We start from the raw sequence: 17,449 nt of genomic DNA, 5'->3' as shown, positions 1-17,449 counted from the left end.
GCTGAATTACTCGTCGGGTGCGCGCTGGAACTCCAGAACGGCGATCGCGCCCCGTGGCTCGTTGTCCTCGAACCAGACGTCACCGCCGAAGAGGTCGAGAATCAGCGCCACGAAATACAATCCGAACCCGTGTGCCGTCTCACTGACCGAGACGTTCCGCTCGAACAGTGACTCTTTCAGGTGATCGGAGACGCCAGGGCCGTTATCGGCAATGTGCACCTGGATCCAGTCCCCGACGTGTTTCACGTCGATCTCGATGCGCGTCCGGTCGGCATCGTTGTGCTCGACGGCGTTCTGTAAGATGATCTCGAAGACGTCTTCGAGCAGTCCATTCGCCAGGACGACCGGGTTTCCGTCGTGGTGTAGTTCAATGTACGTGTCTTTATGTCGCCGTTCGATCTCCGCGATCTGCTCTTTGAGTGCCGGGCGCAGTTCGACTGGCCACAAACGGTTCCCCGGGTCGGTCGTCACGGTATCGGTGATCGAACGGATCCTGGCGGTCAGCGTCGAGAGCTCTCCCGTTCGATCCCGGATCCGTGAAAGATATTGTTGGCTGTCCGGATCGGTGTCGATGTGTGCATCGAGTAAGCTGACGTTACTCTCGATGACCTGCATCCCGTTGCGGATGTTGTGTCGGAGGACGCCGTTGAGGAATTCGAGTTGTTCGGTGTGCTGTCGGACGACCCGGCGACTCTCCCGGAGATCCTGTTCGTGGGCCACGCGGTCGAGTGCCGTTTCCGTCCCGTCGGCAAGTATCCTGGCGAACTGTCGATCCCCGACTGTATATCCCGTTTCGGCGGAGCCGATACAGAACAGCCCGTGATCGCCCAGTGATAGCACCAGCAGTTCGTCGAGGTCGACCGCAGTCAGCGGTTCCCACTCCCAGTCCGCGGAGACGACACCGTCCGCATCCGATTGCTGATATCGGCCCCAGAGCGTTCCGTCGTTGGCGGTCAGATTCGGCGGCTGACCGTCGCTCGCTGCGTCGATCGATTCCGAAACTGCTGCCGGACGGAGCTGTGCGCCGTCGTCGGTGGCGACGAAGACGACGGCGATCTCCTGATCGAGGATCCGATCGACGAACGAGACAGCGACCTCGGCGATTTCGTCGTCGATACGTGCGTCGATGAGTGCCTCGGTCGCCGCCTGAAGGGCTTCGATCCGGTCGAGACGCCGCTGCTGGGCCGTCACGTTTCGGAAGACGATCAGCCGGCCACGGTACTGGCTATGCTGGTCGGTAATCTCGGTCGTCTGAGGGTTGTACAATGCCGTTGAGTCCGACTGGGCTGGTGCGGTGGCCGAAATCAGCCGATCGGTGCCCTGACGCTCGGTGAACTCGGGAACGACCGCCGAAATGTCCCGTCCGGTCAGTTCGTTCGCTTCGAACGCAGCCTCGGCTGCCGTGTTGTGATCGACCACGACATCGCTCTCATCGAGAACGATCACCGGGTCGGGCAACTCGTCGACGACCAGATCGCTGGCCAGCGGCGCAATCGAGAGCAGATCGTACTCGAACAGCGCCCAGCCGACAATCCCACCAGTGATAACGAAGGCCAGCGGCGTCGGGTTCAAGCCGGGATGCGGACTAAAGCCCATCACGAACAACGCGTTGGCGGTCAGCGGGACGACACTCCCGATGATGATCGCGACAGTCTGCTGGCGATAGACGTTCCGGGATTCGATCAGAAAGCGCACAAGCTGGAGGTATCCGCCGACCAACAGCAGATACGAAAACGCCGTATAGGCCTCCGAGGCGATGTCGGTGGCGGGAACTGGCGCCGTAATTCCGGCGACGGTCTGGAACTGTACCGCCGTGTCCGCGAGGCTGTGGACCGGTGCCGTCACCAGCAACAGGACATAGGCCAGCGGGCCGACCCACAGCAACGCGTAAATCGACGGTCGCTGATACTGCTCGAACCGCGTGTAGACGATCGCAAACACGACCCATAGCGGAGCCACTTGCGAACCAGCGACGTTCCCGGCCGTCAGCAGTATCGACGCGGTCGTTGTCGAGTCCGCTATCAACCCACCCGCATAACAGAACGACAGGACGCTGACGGCGGCGGCAAGTGCGGCAAAGGGACCGGCCGCGTCAACTGCACGCCGTTGCCACGCGAAGACGGCCAACCAGGCGGAGATGACACCACCACCAGCACTACCAGCAGCAACCAGGACGGGGACTGAGAGTTGCACCATCGACGCTACTATGTCCCCGATTCGGGGGACGGTGGCTTATGTTTAGGGGTCATCGCCGCGGTTGGGTTCGCTACCTTTTTGACCGCAGTCCGGAAATGACGGGTATGCGCACGGCGCGAGCCCCGGCGACGAGCGCGAATCTCGGGAGCGGGTTCGACGTTTTTGGGATCGCGCTTTCCCGCCCGGCTGATGTCGTTCGCGTCGAGCGAGCCGATCGGACGACCATCGAAGTGACTGGAGCCGGGAGTCAATTCATTCCGGAGGATCCCGAGAAAAACACCGTGGGAGCCGTCGCCGACGCACTCGATGCGCCCGCCCACATCGAGATCGACAAGGGCATTCGACCGGCATCGGGCCTGGGCTCTTCGGCCGCCAGCGCCGCGGCGGCGGCCGTCGCACTCAACGATCTCTACGAGCGGGGGAAATCCCGGAAGGAACTCGTCCCGATCGCCGCAAAGGGCGAAGCCGTCGTCTCCGGCGATGCCCACGACGACAACGTTGCCCCGGCGATTCTCGGCGGGTTCACGATCGCCACACCCGGCGGCGTTACACAGGTCGATACCGATATCTCCATCGTCGTGACACTCCCGGAAATCGTCGTCTCGACACGGGACGCACGGAAGGTAGTGCCGACGGAGACGACTGTCGAGCAACTGGTCGAGACGGTCGGCAACGCGGCGACGCTCACGGCCGGGATGTACCGTGACGACCCGGCGCTCGTCGGGCAGGGGATGGAGGACAGTGTCGTCACGCCGGCCCGGGCAAAGCTCATCGACGGCTACGATGCCGTCCGGGAGGCAGCGCTTGCAGCCGGTGCGACCGGCGTCACGATCAGCGGGGCCGGCCCGGCCGTCCTCGCAGTCACGCGAGACCACGACCAGCGGGCTGTTGCCAACGCGATGCTCGATACGTTCGACGATCGCGGTATCGACGCCCGTGCCTATCAGACCAGCATCGGCGACGGGGCGCGCTTGTACTGAACACGTCGATGAAAGCCGGCTGTACTGCTGTTATCTGACGTCCTCGCTCCCACTTGCTGATTCCTGGACCTGGAAGCCGTTGGTTTCGGCGCGGCCGCTGAGTTCGCGCTGTGGGAACGGGATCTTGATCCCCTCGCGTTCGAAAGCGGTCTTTACCGCTGTGACGACCCGTTCGACCGCGTTCCACTTCCGGGGCGGCGTCGGGTGATCGATCCAAAAGCGCATCTCCAGGATGACGGCTGAATCGCCGAAGGACTTCGGGACGATCTGTGGCGGCGGGCCGTCCGCGACGACGTCGATCTCCTTGATCGTCTCCAGGGCAACGGCCTTTGCGTGTTCGGGGTCGCTGTCGTAGTCGATGCCGACGTCGACGCGGAGCCGGAGCGAGCCACGGCGACTCCGGTTGACGATCGCCTGTTCGTTGACGCGGTCGTTCGGGAGATAAACGACTTCGCCGTCGAAGTTCTCCAGGCGCGTGTTCATGATCGTGATGTCGGTGACGACCCCTTCCTCCTCGCCGATCTCGATCCAGTCGCCGATCTCGAACGGGCGCGAGAACATCAACACGAAGCCGGCGATCAGCGCGCCGAGCGTCTGGCGGGCGGCGAGACCGACGACGATGCCGAGAAAGCCCGCCCCGACCAGCAGTCCCTGTAAGTTGACCTCCCAGACGGTGAGAACGACAAGGCCGGCTGTCAGGAGGATCCCAATCTGTCCCAGCCGGATCACGATCTCCTGCTGGTGATCGGTCAGCCAGGTGGCCTCCTTGCCGATCCGGACGACCATCTGTTTGTACTGGTCCGCCCCGACGTACGCCAGAAGAGCAACCACCAGCGTTAGGCTCCCACGACCGAGAACCGGCAACGACCCGCCGAGATATCGCAGGACCAACTCCGCGGTATCAACGAGCCCCCAGATAACCAGCAAAGCAAGCCCTGCTGCCGCCAGGACCAGACCCTGAACGAGGCGGACAAAGGCCTCGGCGACCGTCCGTGGAACGTACTCACCGACGAGTCGGATCCAATCGGCGAGTCGACTTGTCCCGAGACGGGTCGACATGAGTCGATACGCTCGATCGAGGCCGACCGGCAGGATGAACGCGGCGACGATGATGGCAAGCATCCCGACGGCAACGGTCGCCGCGATGCGCGCTTGTGTCGATGCCAGGCTCTCCAGAAACTGTTGAAATTCCGAGACCAGAGAGACGAGAGAGGCCATATCCGCCAAAGCGGGGTGCGCGAACTTGGATGTTTCTGTGACGGTGATGGCTGTTGGTCACAGTGAAAAACAATGTCTTGCCGAATGACGACACGAGGGTAGTAAAAACGTCTCAGACGCCCCGTCCCTGCAACTGCTCGTCCTCGGGTAGATCGACGTTGGCGTCACCCTTCATGCCGGAGCCTGTTCCGGCGGCGATCTCGGCCAGCCGTTCGGGGTCGTCGTAGTTGTTGACGGCTTCGACGATCGCGCGGCCCATCGCTTCCGAGTCCTCCGCGCCGAAGATGCCCGAGCCGACGAAGATGCCGTCACACTCGTGGTGCATCATCAGGGCTGCGTCGGCGGGCGTCGCGATCCCGCCGGCGGCGAAGTTGACGACCGGGAGACGACCCATCTCGGCGGTCTCGTGGACGAGTTCGGCTGGGGCTTCGTGTTCTCGTGCCCATGCCTCGCGTTCCTCGTGGCTCATGCCTTCGAGTTGCCGGATCGCACCCTTGATCGTCCGCTGGTGGTGGACGGCCTGGTTGACGTCGCCCGTGCCGGCCTCACCTTTCGTCCGGATCATCGCCGCGCCCTCGTCGATCCGGCGCAGGGCTTCACCGAGATTCCGTGCCCCGCAGACGAACGGGGTCGTGAACTCGCGCTTGTCGATGTGATAGGCGTCGTCGGCGGGCGTCAGGACCTCGCTCTCGTCGACCATGTCCACGCCGATGGCTTCGAGGATCTGGGCCTCCTTGGTGTGGCCGATCCGGGACTTGCCCATCACCGGGATCGAAACCTCGTCGATGATCTCCTGGATGTCCGCCGGGTCGGCCATCCGGGCGACGCCGCCGCGCTTGCGGATGTCAGCCGGGACGGCCTCTAGGGCCATGACGGCGACAGCGCCCGCGTCCTCGGCGATCCGGGCCTGCTCCGGGCTGACGACGTCCATGATGACGCCGCCTTTCTGCATCTTCGCGAAGCCACGCTTGACGAGATCAGTACCCCGACGTAGATCTTCGAGATCGGTTTCCGTCATTACCGAAAGGTTGGTCGTGGATTCACTTAACGAGTCGCTTTCGGTCGAGGAAGCGAGCATCGAGACCCACTCTTGACGGAGGTTTAAATCACAGAGGGAGCCCACTTCCACCGTGTTCGACCTCGGCGTCAGACTCGCGTTCGCCCCGGAAGCCACCGCCCTCGCCATCGTGGCCATCGCCGGCGGGATCTGTCTGGGAACGATCAGCGGGCTGACGCCGGGACTGCACGCGAACAACTTCGCGTTGTTGCTGGCAGCCGTCGCGCCGAGCGTACCAGCCCCGCCGCGGCTGGTCGGGGCAGCCATGCTCGCCGCCGGCGTCGTGCATACATTTCTGGATTTCGTGCCCGCACTCGCGCTGGGGGTCCCCGATCCCGCGATGGCCGCGAGCGCGCTGCCGAGCCATCGTCTCGTCCTCGGCGGCCGTGGTCGCGAGGCGCTTCGACTTTCGGCGCTGGGAAGCGGACTAGCCGTCGTCTTCGCGCTCCCGCTCGCGGTCCCGGTGACGCTCGTCATGCTCGAAGTGTATCCCATGCTTGCCGAGCGATTGCCAGTCGTATTGACGGCCATCGCAGCCGCAGTCATCGCGACGGAGCCGACGAATCACGCCCGAAAGGCTGCATTGCTATCGTTTCTCGTCAGTGCCGCCCTTGGCGTCGTCACGCTCGACGTGCCCACCGACGGCGTCCTTCCGGTCGGAAGCATGCTCGCGCCGCTGTTCGGCGGGCTGTTCGGCGCGCCGGTGTTGATCGACGCCATGCGTGGCGCCGGCGTCCCGAGCCAGGACGACCCCACCGTCCGAACTACACGAAAGTCAGTCGGCGGACTCGCGCTGCTGGGCACCGTCTCGGGGGCGATCGTGGGGTACCTGCCGGGCGTTTCCAGCGCCATCGCGGCGACACTGGCGCTCGTCAGCGCGCCGTCGAAGTACGGCAGCCGCGGGTTCGTCGTGACCACCAGTGGCGTGAATACGTCGAATACCCTCTTTGCACTCTGTGCACTCATCGCCTTCGGCAATCCACGGACCGGGGTTCTCGTGGCGCTCGATCGCTCGGGTGCGCCGCTCGCCTGGCCGCTGCTCGTGGCGGCCGTTCTCATTGCGGCGGCCGTCGGTTTCGTCCTCGTCGTGGTGGTCGGCGACTGGTATCTCAGGGCAGTCAGACGGCTCGATCACGTCCGGCTATCGGTCGGCGTGCTCGCCGTACTGGCGTTGCTCTCGGGGTTGTTCGCCGGGCCGATCGGCGTTGCCGTCTTCGCCGTCAGCACGCTGGTCGGCCTGATCCCTGCCAGATTGGGTGCCCGACGTGTGTCGCTGATGGGCGTGTTGATCGGCCCGTTGATCTTGGGCGTGTGAGTGAGAATGAGGCGACGTATGTCTGGATCGTTCAAACAGCGAGTGATACTCAGACAGAATGATTTAGTATGCTATAATCCGATATCGTTTGGTACCGATTCCGTCTCCACGAAAATTCACGTTGATACAGTACCAATTACACCGGAAAACCCAGAAAGAAACGATCGAAAGTATACCTAACCCATGCACGACAATCCACTGTATTCACAAAAGATACGAGGACTGTTATTTGGGATTTTGATATTCATATGTCTGATTATGTTTTTCGGTCCAGAGATGCTTGCAACGAAGGTCATTGCCGTCTTATCACTGATTGCTGGCACCCTCGCGTATTTTGACATATTTGTTTCAAAAAGGAACGTGCTTTTCGTTATCCCACTCATTTTCTCTGTATGGGTGTATGACAGCGTCTATCGCATGGGTATACGGACATCTCTGCCATCCGTGATTCTCACGATTATGTCTTTTGTGGCTGTTATTGTTTTGCGAGAGAGGATACAGTCTCAAACATGAAATGTCTATTTTAAAGTGGTTTGTTCATGAGTTCTCAGTGATAGCGGACAGTCACAGCAGGGAAATGTGACATACGAAGGGCATCCAACGAAGCATGACTACACTCAATGCGTTCGTCTTGAACAATTGGGCCGTTAACGTGGCAGCGAAGGCCACAGACAGCGTTACTTCTCACAGATACGACTGCCGCCGGAAGTAAATCACCATCAGCGCCGCGACGCCGGCCATGCCGAGCATGACCGCCGGATAGCCGAACTCCCAGGTCAACTCGGGCATGTTGTACGGCCCGCCGGAGAAGTTCATCCCGTAGACGCCGGCGACGAACGTCAGCGGGATGAAGATCGTCGCGACGACGGTCAGGACCTTCATAACCTCGTTGGTCGACTGGGAGAGGGCGTTGAGATAGATATCCCGCGTCCCGACCACCAGATCACGGTACGTCTCCAGCAGGTCGACGAGTTGGACCAGGTGATCGTAGACGTCGCGGTAGTACTTCTGGGTGTCTGCATGGATCGTGGTGACGTCACCGCGGGCGAGCACCGCAAGCGTCTCCCGGACGGGCCAGACGACTTTCCGGAAGGAAAGCAGTTCCCGGCGGACGCTATTGATCTCCCCGAGCAGGTCGGCGTCGGGCGACTCGACGACCTCGTCCTCGATGGCCTCGATCTGGCCCTCTAGATGTTCGAGGATCTCGAAGTAGCTGTCGACGAGCACGTCCAGAACTCGATAGGCGGTGAAATCCGGCCCCCGTTCGAGCAGCCGTTCGTCCCCACGACGGACGCTCTCCTGAACACGAGCGACCGGGTCGGCACTGCCGGTGGCGACGGTGACCAGCCAGTCATCGCCGATGAAGAGGCCAACCGGCTCGTCGTCGATCTCCTCCTCGAAGGTGGTCTCGCCCCGAGTCAGGCGGGCGGTCTTGACCAGGGCGAAGGTGTAGGCGCTGAACTCCTCGGATTTCGCCCGGACGTTGTTCCGCACGTCCTCGATGGCCAGCGCGTGCAGGTCGAACGCGTCGGCGACGGCATCGATCTCCGCGTCGCTCGCATCCTCGACGTGGACCCACGTTGTTCCGTCTGCCGCGCGTGCGGCGGCGATATCCTCGGCGGACTCGACGCCCGTCCCGTCGTAGACGAGTGCGTCGATCACGCCGATCCCTCCATCGCACTCGCCCGACCGATCGCAACGAGCGTGAGCCCGATCATGATCGCGGCAAGCGAGATTGATCGCCCGGGATAGGAGATGGCGATGCCCGCGAGGTAGCCACTGAAGCCGAGAAGCGAAAGCACTACTCCGGCCATCAGCATTCGCATATCCGTTCCTCGTGAGCCTGTGAAAAAAGCGTTGGCGTGAGAACCGCGACCGAACGGGGAAACCGCTCTCTCAGGGTAGCCGATAGGTCGGGCCGTCGTCGCTGTCCTGGACCTCGACACCGAGTGCGGCGAGTTCGTCGCGTAACTCGTCGGCGCGCTCGTAGTTGCCGGCGTCGCGCTCTTGGGCACGAACGTCGAGGACGAGTTCGACTAGATCCTCGGCCAGGCGAACGTCGCCGGTGTCGTCCCCGCCGTCACCCAGCGGGAGACCGAGGACGCCGACCGCAAACTCGTCGTACACGTCGATTGCGCGTCGAAGGCCACGGTAGTCGTGGGTCTCGAACTCGTCGACGTGGCGGTTGACCGCGCTCGTGAACTCGACCAGCGCTGCCAGTGCTTCGCGAGTATTGAAGTCGTCGTTCATCGCACGCGGGATCGCCTCGCGGACTGTTTCGACCGCGTCCCGGAGTGCGTCGTCGGTCGTCTTGGCGGTCGCGTCGACGCTGTCGGCCGCCTCGACGGCGCGTTCGTAGCCGCGTTCGAGCGTCTCGAACCGCTTTGTGGCCTCCGAGAGCGTCTCCTCGGTGTAGGTTGCGCGGCTGTGATAGGCCGTCGACAGCAGGAAGGTCCGGACGACGCCGAGGCCGTATTCGGCGATGGCGTCCTCGACAGTCGCGAAGTTCCCGAGTGAGGAAGACATCTTCTCCTCGCCGGTTTCGAGCAACCCGACGTGAAGCCAGTAGTTGGCAAACCGATCGCCGGTCGCCGCCTCACTCTGGGCGACCTCGTTCTCGTGGTGGGGAAATACCAGATCCTGGCCGCCGACGTGGATGTCGATGGTTTCGCCGAGATGGGTCATGCTCATCGCCGAGCACTCGATATGCCAACCGGGCCGGCCCTCGCCCCATGGCGAATCCCACGTCTGCGCTGTCTGACAGGCGTCCTCGGCGGGTGCAGCGTCAGCATGGCGGTGCGCTTCGATGTCGGCGGGGTCGACGCCGCCGGCCTTCCAGAGCGCGAAGTCCTGCGGATGGCGCTTCTCGCCCCGCTCGTCGGGATCGCCCTGGGCGTCGAGTTCCTCGACCGTCTGGTTCGAGAGCTCGCCGTAGTCCTCGAACGCGGTGACGTCGAAGTACACCGAGCCGTTCGCCTCGTATGCGTAGCCTCGGTCGATCAACGTCTCGACGAGGTCGATGATCTCAGGGACGTGTTCGGAGACGCGGGGGTAGACTTCCGCGCGTTTGAGGTTCAGCGACCGCATGTCCCGGATCACGTCCTGAATATACGTCCGGGCGACGTCGGCTTCGCTCCCGCCGACCTCGCCGACGCGGGCGACGATCTTCTCGTTGACGTCGGTGAAGTTTTCGACGTGGTGGACATCGTAGCCGAGCCACGACAGCCAGCGGTGCATCACGTCGACGTGCACCCAGCCGCGGGCGTGGCCGAGATGCGGCGGATCGGACGTCGTGAGGCCACAGTAATACAAGGTGACCGCGTCCGGATCCTGTGGCTCGAAGGCCTCACGTTCGCCCGAGAGCGTGTTCGTCACGCGTAGGGTCATCGTGGGACGGTCGACGGGGCGAGCGCTTCAATCCGTCGAAGCCGGCCCGACACGCCGATCACGTCTCTCAGATCATCGCTTCGACGAACCGGACCACGTCCGGCCCGTCACGGCGATCGACGACGAGGACGAGATACCCGTCGGCGACGGCGGCAGCCTCGACGGCGACGTCCTCGGCGTCGAGTCGAGCGAGCACACGGGCCAGCGATTGCGCGTGGATGTCACCAGTGGCCGCCACGCCGGTCAGCGACCCGGCGTTCTCGGCATACGTCGTCTCGCCGACTGTGAGTAACCCGCCGTCGCCGTCGTCGCCGTGCTCTACAGCGCCCAGCCCGCTGTGCATCGTGACCCGTGGGGACCCATCCGGGATATCACGTTCGGGGAGTTCCGCGGCGTATCGCCGAAGCGCAGCGGCAACCGCTTCCTCGTCACCGACGTCGAGCAGCCGCGCGGCGGCGGAGTAGTTGATCACGCCTGTACGCAGGCCTTCGTGGACGAACGGGTGGGCGCGGGCGGCTTCGCGGGCTCTCGCTGCCAACGTCATGTGTTCGTCTCCGGCGGACACCACCATAACTGTACTGCGAGGCCGTGACGCTCACTCGACGAAAAGGACGTACAGTGCGACGATCACGCCGGCCAGAACCACGAGCGCACCGAGACCGACGACGAACGCCTGGAGGGCAAATGCGATCCCGGCGGCGACGACGAGGGCACCGATAGCGAGGGCAGCGACCGGCACGACCGGCCCGTCGGCAACGAGCCCCTCGGTCTGGTCCGCGGCGACAGGCTGGGGTTCGGCAAGCGATTCGTCGACTCGAACGGAGCCTTCCTCCTCGTCGGGTTCGGTTACGATCACGTCGACGTAGCGGGTTTGTGCGCCGTACCCGCTGACGACCTTGAGCTTGCCGTGGACGGTCGCTCCATCACGAACCGTGATCGTAACCCGTCGCTCACTCTCGCCGTCGACGTAGTGATTGGTCGCCTCCAGGCTCGCGACGGTCGAGAGGTCGTCGTCGAGGTGGAGATGGACGTGCAGTGGCTGGCCGTGATTGACGAGTCGAACGTCGAACGTGCCGGTGGTTTCGAAGGACGTGGGCACCGCTATCTCGTGGAGTTCCTCGCGGTTGACGTGGACGGGGAGCGGGTCTACCACACGTGTTTCTCCGACGGGACCGGTAAAAAAGCTCTAGGCCGGTGCGTCCTCGCGCATGTCCGGTGGGAGCAGGTTGGGAATGCCGTCCTCGATCGGGTACGTCTCGCCGCACTCGGTACACGTCAGCGTCCCGGCGACGATTTCCCCGTCCTCGCGTTCCTCGACGTCGAGTTCGAGATCGTGTTTGTCGAGCGGACAGCAGATGATGTCCATCAGATCGTCTTGCATACCTAGGTCTACGCCCGCCTCGGCAAAAACGTGCCGCTCGATGGGTCCCGGTGGGGAGCGTGAGAGAGGCCCCCACCGAAACGCCATTACGTGGTCCAGCCGACCCTCGGGACGAACATGGCAACCTACGACGTCGCCGTCGTCGGGACCGGTGCCGAGCCCGAGAACCCGACGGTCGACAGCTGGTCGATGGCATATCGGCACGCGGAGGCCTACGAGCGAAACGACGACACCCGCCTCGTTGCCGCCGCTGATCGACACCCCGATCGCGTCGACGCGTTCGCTGATCGGTTTGACATCCCGGAGGAGGGCCGCTTCGACGATGCGATCGAGCTACTCGACGCGGTCGAGCCCGACGTGGTGAGCCTGACGGTCCCGCCCGAGGCCCACGCGGATCTCACGGTGGCCGCTGCCCGTCGCGGCGTCGAGGCGATCCACTGTGAAAAGCCGATGGATGCCACGTGGGGGGGCGCTCAGCGAATGGCACAGGCAGCCTGGCGGGCCGACGCCCAGTTGACGTTCCACCGAATGCGTCGCTTCGGCCGGCCGTTTCGGGCCGCGACGGAACTACTCGACGCGGGTGAGATCGGCGACCTCCAGCGGGTCGAGATCGGGTGGGACGACTTCTATGACACCGGCGCACACAGCATCGACCTCGCGGGGATGTTCGCCGGCGAGCCCGGGGCGGAGTGGGTGCTGGCCCAGCTCGATTACCGCGAGGAAGACGTCCGATTCGGGATGCATCAGGAGAACCAGATGCTCGCCCAGTGGACGTACGACAACGGCGTCGATGGGCTCCTTTCGACCGGCGACCGATCCGACCTGGTCGGGGCTGCGTTCCATCTCGTCGGCAGCGACGGGGCGATCCGGATCGATACCGACGACGGGCCGATGCTCGAATGCCGGCGGGCCGGGTCGGGGACCTGGGAGACTGTCGACGTCGACGGCGAGACGCTCCATCACGCCGGGACGGGCAACTTCGAGTACGGCAATGCCTATCACCAGCGCGCGATCGACGACGTGATCGATGCGCTCGGGAGCGACCGCGAGTCCGAACTCCGGGCGCAAAACGGGTTGAACACCGCCGAGATCATCTTCGGTGGCTACGAGTCGGTCCGTCGTCGTGGGCGCGTCGACTTCCCGCTGGATATCGACGATAATCCCTTCGAGGCGATGGTACAAGCGGGTGAGGTCGGTCCGGACGACGAGAACTAGTTTCGGCGTTCGACGCTCAGTACGGCGTCTCGCGGACGATCGTATCCTCACGCGAGGGACCGACGCCGATCGCGTAGATCGGGACGTCGAGTTCGTCGCTGATGTAATCGAGATAGGTGCGGGCGTTCGCCGGAAGGGCGTCGTAGCCGTCCGCTGCGATCGCTTCCCAGTCTTGTTGCTCCCAGCCTTCGAACGTCCGGTAGACCGGTTCGCATTCGGCCCACTGCTCGGTCGTCGCGGGCATCGTCTGTCGCTCCTCGCCGTCGAGTTCGTAGGTTTCGGCGACTTTGAGTTCGTCCAGAATCGCGAGCGTGTCGACGTGGTTGATCGCAAGTCCAGTGAACCCGCTGGCGCGAGTCGAATGCCGAAGCATCGGCAGGTCGAGCCACCCGACCCGGCGCGGCCGGCCGGTGACGGTGCCGTACTCGTCGCCGGCCTCGCGGATTGAGGTTGCGAGTTTCTCTTCCTCGGGATCGGCCTCGCCGTCGTAGCCCGGCGTGTCCCCTTCGACGCCAGCGAGTTCCGTCGGGAGTGGCCCGCTGCCGACCCGCGTGAGGTAGGCCTTGACGATGCCGACGACCTCGCCGTCGCCGATGACGCCGGGGCTGAGCCCGGTGCCGACCGTCGCGCCGCCCGCGGTCGGGTTCGAGGAGGTGACGAACGGATAGTTTCCGTGATCGATGTCAATGATCGTCCCCTGGGCCCCTTCGAGCATGAGGGACTTCCCGGATGCCCGTGCTTCACTCAGGTACGCACCGGCGTTGACGGCCATGTCCTCGCGTTCGATCCGGCGGCCGTACTCGTTGAACTCCTCGAAGAGCGCATCGATATCGAAGGCGTTCGGATACTCCCCGAGGTTGTCGACATCGAGACCGTAGACGTCCTCGGCGATCGCACGCTTTTGCGGGACCACGTATTCGAGTCGATCTCGCAGGACATCGGGGTCGAGCAGGTCGCCGATTCGGACGCCACGACGGCCGGCTTTGTCCTCGTAAGTCGGACCGATCCCACGACCGGTGGTACCGACCTCCTGGTCGTCCTCGCTTTTGACGTCCTCCTCGATCCCGTCGAGGACGCGGTGGAACGGCATGATCACGTGTGCGCGCTCGGCAACCCGAACGTCGGGATCGAGTCCCCGATCCCGGAGCATTTGTAGTTCGTCGAACAGCGTCCGCGGGTTAATGACACACCCGTTTCCGAGTACACCGACTTTGTCACGGATCGCACCGCTTGGAACCAGTGACAGCTTGTATTCCTCCCCACTGTGACACACCGTGTGACCGGCGTTATCGCCGCCCTGATATCGGACGACGACGTCTGCCTCGTCGCTATAGAGGTCGACGACCCGGCCTTTTCCCTCGTCGCCGAGTTGTGACCCAACGATCGTAACGGTCATCACTCGGTCGTTTTTTCCACCCCGGTAAACAGATTACGGTCGGCGCGTCCTGATAGTCACTCTTCCACAAGGGTTATATCTCCAAGCAGCAAACCTACACCAGTTGTTTTTGACGTTCGGACAGCAACCTTTAAACCCTCCGAACACAAGTTAACACGTGCCATGATAGATAGGCTCGAAAAGGAAGTCGACATGCTGGAGCGGCATCTCCAGGTTCTCCGGATGGTCATCGAGAACGAACCGATCGGCATCGTGAAGATGTCCAACGAGACAGGTTACCCCCATCACAAGGTACGGTACTCGCTGCGAGTTCTCGAAGAGGAGAACCTCATCGAGCCCTCGAGTCAGGGTGCTATCACCACCGACCACACCCACGAGTTCGTCGACGACCTCGACAACAAGGTCGACCAGACGATCGAAAAGCTCGAAGGGATGAAAATCGAGGATGCGGCCGAAGTCGAAGGCTAAGAGATCCATCTTGGGAAGCCGGCAGTTGGATACTGCCCCAGTCGTGACTTTCTGATATCTTGGATCGGCTGGAACCTACAATTCGGGAACCGCCATGTGGAACTGATCGTCACGTGCCTCGACCAGACAGAGATGATACCCCTGTTTTCGCGAGAGCTTGACGAAGCTTTCCCGTTTGTCGCGACTGAGTAAGCCACCGCCGGTCGCCTCGGCTGTCGTCTCAAGGGCGGCCGGTTCGAAGAAACTCGACGTGACGAACATCGCGCCTGCGAGTGAGTCACTGGTTTCGCCAACCCGGGTTGCAGCAGTGACCAGGGAGTTCAACTGGCTCTCGGTCGCCGCCTGGCGGGAGTCGTTCATGTTGGCGACGATGAGTGGGTTCCCCATCCGATCCCGGAAGACGACGTCAAACGACTCCTGGGAGCGTTTGGTCTGTCCGTCTTCGGTAAATTCGACGCCGACGGAGCCGTTGAGTTCGACGCGGTCGATATGTGGCAACCCGTCGTAAAGATCCGCCAGCGCCTCGCGATGGCCGGTATCACGGATCTCGAACAGCAGGTTCTGGACCACCCACGAGACGTACTGGTGTTCTATCGTGCTTTCGAGGAAGGCCTCGAAGGGGTCGCCCTCGACGTGTGTGCCCTCGACTTCGAACTGGGTGTGATATTCGACCGAGAGGTTTTGCCTGACGTCCGATTGGCTCGCGCCGGACTCTCGGGCCGCCGCAAGCGTGGGCTCGCTTTTCGACCCGTATCTGACGAACAGGTTCGTCCCGTCGATCGCCTCGCCCCGGCTCATCCGACGCTGGACACCCTCGGCGTCCACATCGAGGCCGTCAAGTTGGGCCTGGAGGCTATCACGTTCCTCCTTGAGTGATGCCAGTTCCGAACGAACCTCGGAGAGTTCCTCACGCAATTCGTCGCGCTCGGCCTGTAACTCGTCACGTTCGGCTTTGAGTTCGTCTCGCTGTTCCGCTGTCGTCTCGACACGATCCTCTAGATCTTCGATTCGGGCCTCGCGCTGATCGATGATTTCCTCTAGTTCACGCAATCGCTCGTCAGTCTGTTGGGTTTGTTGGTGGGCCCCCGCGGGCGATTGATGGGCTGTTTCGGTGTCCCCAGCGGTCGCCTTCGGGTCGTTCGGCTCGGCTTGTCCAGCCGACCCCGATTGGGCCGGCTGCTCTGTTTGGCCATCCGACGATCGGCCGTTCGAACCGTCCCGATCCTGCTGATGACCGTCGACACTCCGGCGGGAGGACGGTGACTGCCCGGCATCGACCGGCGGTATCGGCGGGCCACTGGCCCCTGAGCCGTTCTCGTCTTCACCCCAGGACCGCTCGGGATCGAGCGACGGGATCGTCCGTATTTCGAGGTCCGACGCGCTCCCGGCGGACGCAGTCGATTCGGCCCGGATCCGCCCGCTCGTACCCGCACCGGGATGGTCTGGCGATACCGCCTCTCTCCGCTCTTCGACGCGCTCGTCCCGGGAGGAACGTGACTCCGTCCCGGACGCCGTCGTCGAGCCTGCGTCACTGCTCGGCCCATGTCGTTGGTCGGTTGCCGTCGCCGGCGCGGTGTCGGCCTGATTCCGCTCGCCAGCGGTCTCCTCAGGAGTCGTCTCTGTCTGCGTCCGTTCGGTGGCCTGCTCTGGCCCAGTTGCCGCTTTCGGTTGTGGCTCAGACCTCGAAGTCGACGACTGGGGCTCATCTGTCCTTGGCTGTTCGGCGACGGCAGTGTCTTGTGTGTCCGGATCGGGTGTGTCCTCAGCCGGGGTGTCGGCCGATCGCCGTGATGCATCCGGGGCACCGTCAGTCGCCTCGACGTTCACATCGGCATCACCTGACCCATCGCCCTCAGCATCCGGAGTCTCCGCGTGATCAGGGTCGTCTTCGACGGCGGGTTCCTGGCTGCTCGGTTCTGGAGGTGTGCCCTCCTCACCGCTGTCAGCGGCGATATCGGATCCGTCCGACGAATCGTCCGTGATGTCCGCCGAATTCGTGCCACCGGCGGAAGTCGAATCAGCCTCGGTTGGCGTCTCAGTAGCTTCGTTGCCACCAGTCCCGGCAACGCCTGACGGCGTGGACGTGACCCCGGACTTCGGATCGGGAATGTCGATGACGTCGATGTCGACCGGCCGAACTTCGTAGATGCCGACCTCACCGTCGGCGCGCTCGAAGGCCTCCTGTTCAGTCAGGAGCTCCCCACGCTCGCCGACGAACGCGACGCTCATCGAGCGCCCGCCGTGGTAGACGAGGTAGTAGTCCCCGCTGAGAACGTTCTCCGAGAGGACGACGAACCCGGTGAACTTCCCGTCCGAGAGAGTCTGATCGACCTTCGAAAGCGGCGTGTCTTCAGTGTAGTACTTTGCCCGGACCTCGTCGCTGCGTTCCTGCATGACGATCAACAGGGGCAACGCGGGCGTCGGCGCGACGTAGGCCGTTCCTTCGGCTTCTTCGAAGTCCTCGATCGTCCCGTCGAGAACGCCGACGACAGCCCCGTTGAGCATACACAGCGTGGCGATGTCTGCGCGCACGACACCCGAGAATTCTCGATCCGCGAGGTCGTGAACGCCGCGATATCCCCCAGTAAACGAGCGCGTCTCCCACTGGTCGATGCGCTCGATCGCACGTGTAGTCATTATCCCTAACAAATCCCATGCGCGCCATATACTTTGCGCCAGCGCGCGAGCTTGATAATGACAGAGTTGCGATTACAATCCCCCTTCGATAGGTTCGCCGATCGTCGGTGCCATCGCCCATTGTCGGTCCGATACAGGAACCGCAACCATCGGCTAGTGGGCGTTCCGGCCGGCATTGTCGCCTCCGACGGACCTTTGA

General features: G+C 63.1%; 15 protein-coding genes. 4 read left to right on the top strand and 11 right to left on the bottom strand.

The window, feature by feature from the left end; translation table 11 throughout:
- Positions 1-6: 6 nt before the first annotated feature.
- Positions 7-2,196 (bottom strand): histidine kinase N-terminal 7TM domain-containing protein, encoded by a 2,190-nt coding sequence (locus SVXhr_RS07080; RefSeq protein WP_275740756.1) that lies wholly within the window; start codon positions 2,194-2,196, stop codon positions 7-9.
- Between the two features lie 104 nt (positions 2,197-2,300).
- Between SVXhr_RS07080 and SVXhr_RS07075 the strand changes: the two genes are divergently transcribed.
- On the top strand, positions 2,301-3,176 hold the full coding sequence (locus tag SVXhr_RS07075) for a homoserine kinase (RefSeq protein ID WP_275740754.1): 876 nt from the start codon (positions 2,301-2,303) through the stop codon (positions 3,174-3,176).
- A gap of 30 nt (positions 3,177-3,206) precedes the next feature.
- Here the strand turns inward: SVXhr_RS07075 and SVXhr_RS07070 are convergent, their stop codons facing one another.
- Positions 3,207-4,394 carry a mechanosensitive ion channel family protein gene (locus SVXhr_RS07070; RefSeq protein WP_275740752.1) on the bottom strand — a complete coding sequence of 396 codons (1,188 nt, stop codon included), beginning with the start codon at positions 4,392-4,394 and terminating at the stop codon, positions 3,207-3,209.
- A gap of 112 nt (positions 4,395-4,506) precedes the next feature.
- On the bottom strand, positions 4,507-5,412 hold the full coding sequence (gene pdxS, locus SVXhr_RS07065) for a pyridoxal 5'-phosphate synthase lyase subunit PdxS (protein ID WP_275740750.1): 906 nt from the start codon (positions 5,410-5,412) through the stop codon (positions 4,507-4,509).
- Positions 5,413-5,524: 112 nt separating this feature from the next.
- On the opposite strand from pdxS, the gene SVXhr_RS07060 reads away from it, so the two are divergent.
- Positions 5,525-6,766: a tripartite tricarboxylate transporter permease gene (locus SVXhr_RS07060; RefSeq protein WP_275740748.1), complete on the top strand. Its 1,242-nt coding sequence runs from the start codon at positions 5,525-5,527 to the stop codon at positions 6,764-6,766.
- Positions 6,767-7,450: 684 nt separating this feature from the next.
- Here SVXhr_RS07060 and corA read toward each other — a convergent pair.
- From corA to SVXhr_RS07030, 6 genes are all read right to left on the bottom strand, one after another.
- The gene (gene corA, locus SVXhr_RS07055) at positions 7,451-8,428 is read right to left on the bottom strand and encodes a magnesium/cobalt transporter CorA (RefSeq protein ID WP_275740746.1); all 978 of its coding nucleotides are present in this window, start codon (positions 8,426-8,428) and stop codon (positions 7,451-7,453) included.
- Entirely contained in the window at positions 8,425-8,592 is a 168-nt protein-coding gene (locus SVXhr_RS07050) for a hypothetical protein (RefSeq protein ID WP_275740744.1), read from the bottom strand. Before SVXhr_RS07050 ends, corA begins: the two co-directional genes overlap by 4 nt.
- Before the next feature lie 70 nt (positions 8,593-8,662).
- On the bottom strand, positions 8,663-10,153 hold the full coding sequence (gene cysS, locus SVXhr_RS07045; protein WP_275740741.1) for a cysteine--tRNA ligase: 1,491 nt from the start codon (positions 10,151-10,153) through the stop codon (positions 8,663-8,665).
- 67 nt (positions 10,154-10,220) lie between these two features.
- On the bottom strand, positions 10,221-10,697 hold the full coding sequence (locus SVXhr_RS07040; RefSeq protein WP_275740739.1) for a hypothetical protein: 477 nt from the start codon (positions 10,695-10,697) through the stop codon (positions 10,221-10,223).
- A gap of 51 nt (positions 10,698-10,748) precedes the next feature.
- The gene (locus tag SVXhr_RS07035) at positions 10,749-11,306 is read right to left on the bottom strand and encodes a hypothetical protein (RefSeq protein WP_275740737.1); all 558 of its coding nucleotides are present in this window, start codon (positions 11,304-11,306) and stop codon (positions 10,749-10,751) included.
- 33 nt (positions 11,307-11,339) lie between these two features.
- On the bottom strand, positions 11,340-11,534 hold the full coding sequence (locus tag SVXhr_RS07030) for a methytransferase partner Trm112 (protein WP_275740735.1): 195 nt from the start codon (positions 11,532-11,534) through the stop codon (positions 11,340-11,342).
- Between the two features lie 117 nt (positions 11,535-11,651).
- Between SVXhr_RS07030 and SVXhr_RS07025 the strand changes: the two genes are divergently transcribed.
- The gene (locus tag SVXhr_RS07025; RefSeq protein ID WP_275740733.1) at positions 11,652-12,749 is read left to right on the top strand and encodes a Gfo/Idh/MocA family oxidoreductase; all 1,098 of its coding nucleotides are present in this window, start codon (positions 11,652-11,654) and stop codon (positions 12,747-12,749) included.
- Positions 12,750-12,765: 16 nt separating this feature from the next.
- Here SVXhr_RS07025 and SVXhr_RS07020 read toward each other — a convergent pair whose 3' ends face one another.
- Entirely contained in the window at positions 12,766-14,145 is a 1,380-nt protein-coding gene (locus SVXhr_RS07020; RefSeq protein WP_275740731.1) for an adenylosuccinate synthase, read from the bottom strand.
- A 162-nt stretch (positions 14,146-14,307) separates the two neighbouring features.
- Between SVXhr_RS07020 and SVXhr_RS07015 the strand changes: the two genes are divergently transcribed.
- Positions 14,308-14,613, top strand: coding sequence for a hypothetical protein (locus tag SVXhr_RS07015; protein WP_275740729.1), 306 nt, complete (start codon positions 14,308-14,310; stop codon positions 14,611-14,613).
- 75 nt (positions 14,614-14,688) lie between these two features.
- Here the strand turns inward: SVXhr_RS07015 and SVXhr_RS07010 are convergent, their stop codons facing one another.
- Positions 14,689-17,250 (bottom strand): hypothetical protein, encoded by a 2,562-nt coding sequence (locus SVXhr_RS07010; protein ID WP_275740727.1) that lies wholly within the window; start codon positions 17,248-17,250, stop codon positions 14,689-14,691.
- Between the last annotated feature and the right edge of the window lie 199 nt (positions 17,251-17,449).

This window comes from Halorhabdus sp. SVX81, assembly GCF_029207715.1.
GTDB lineage: Archaea > Halobacteriota > Halobacteria > Halobacteriales > Haloarculaceae > Halorhabdus.
This window is presented reverse-complemented; position numbering and strand designations above follow the sequence as displayed.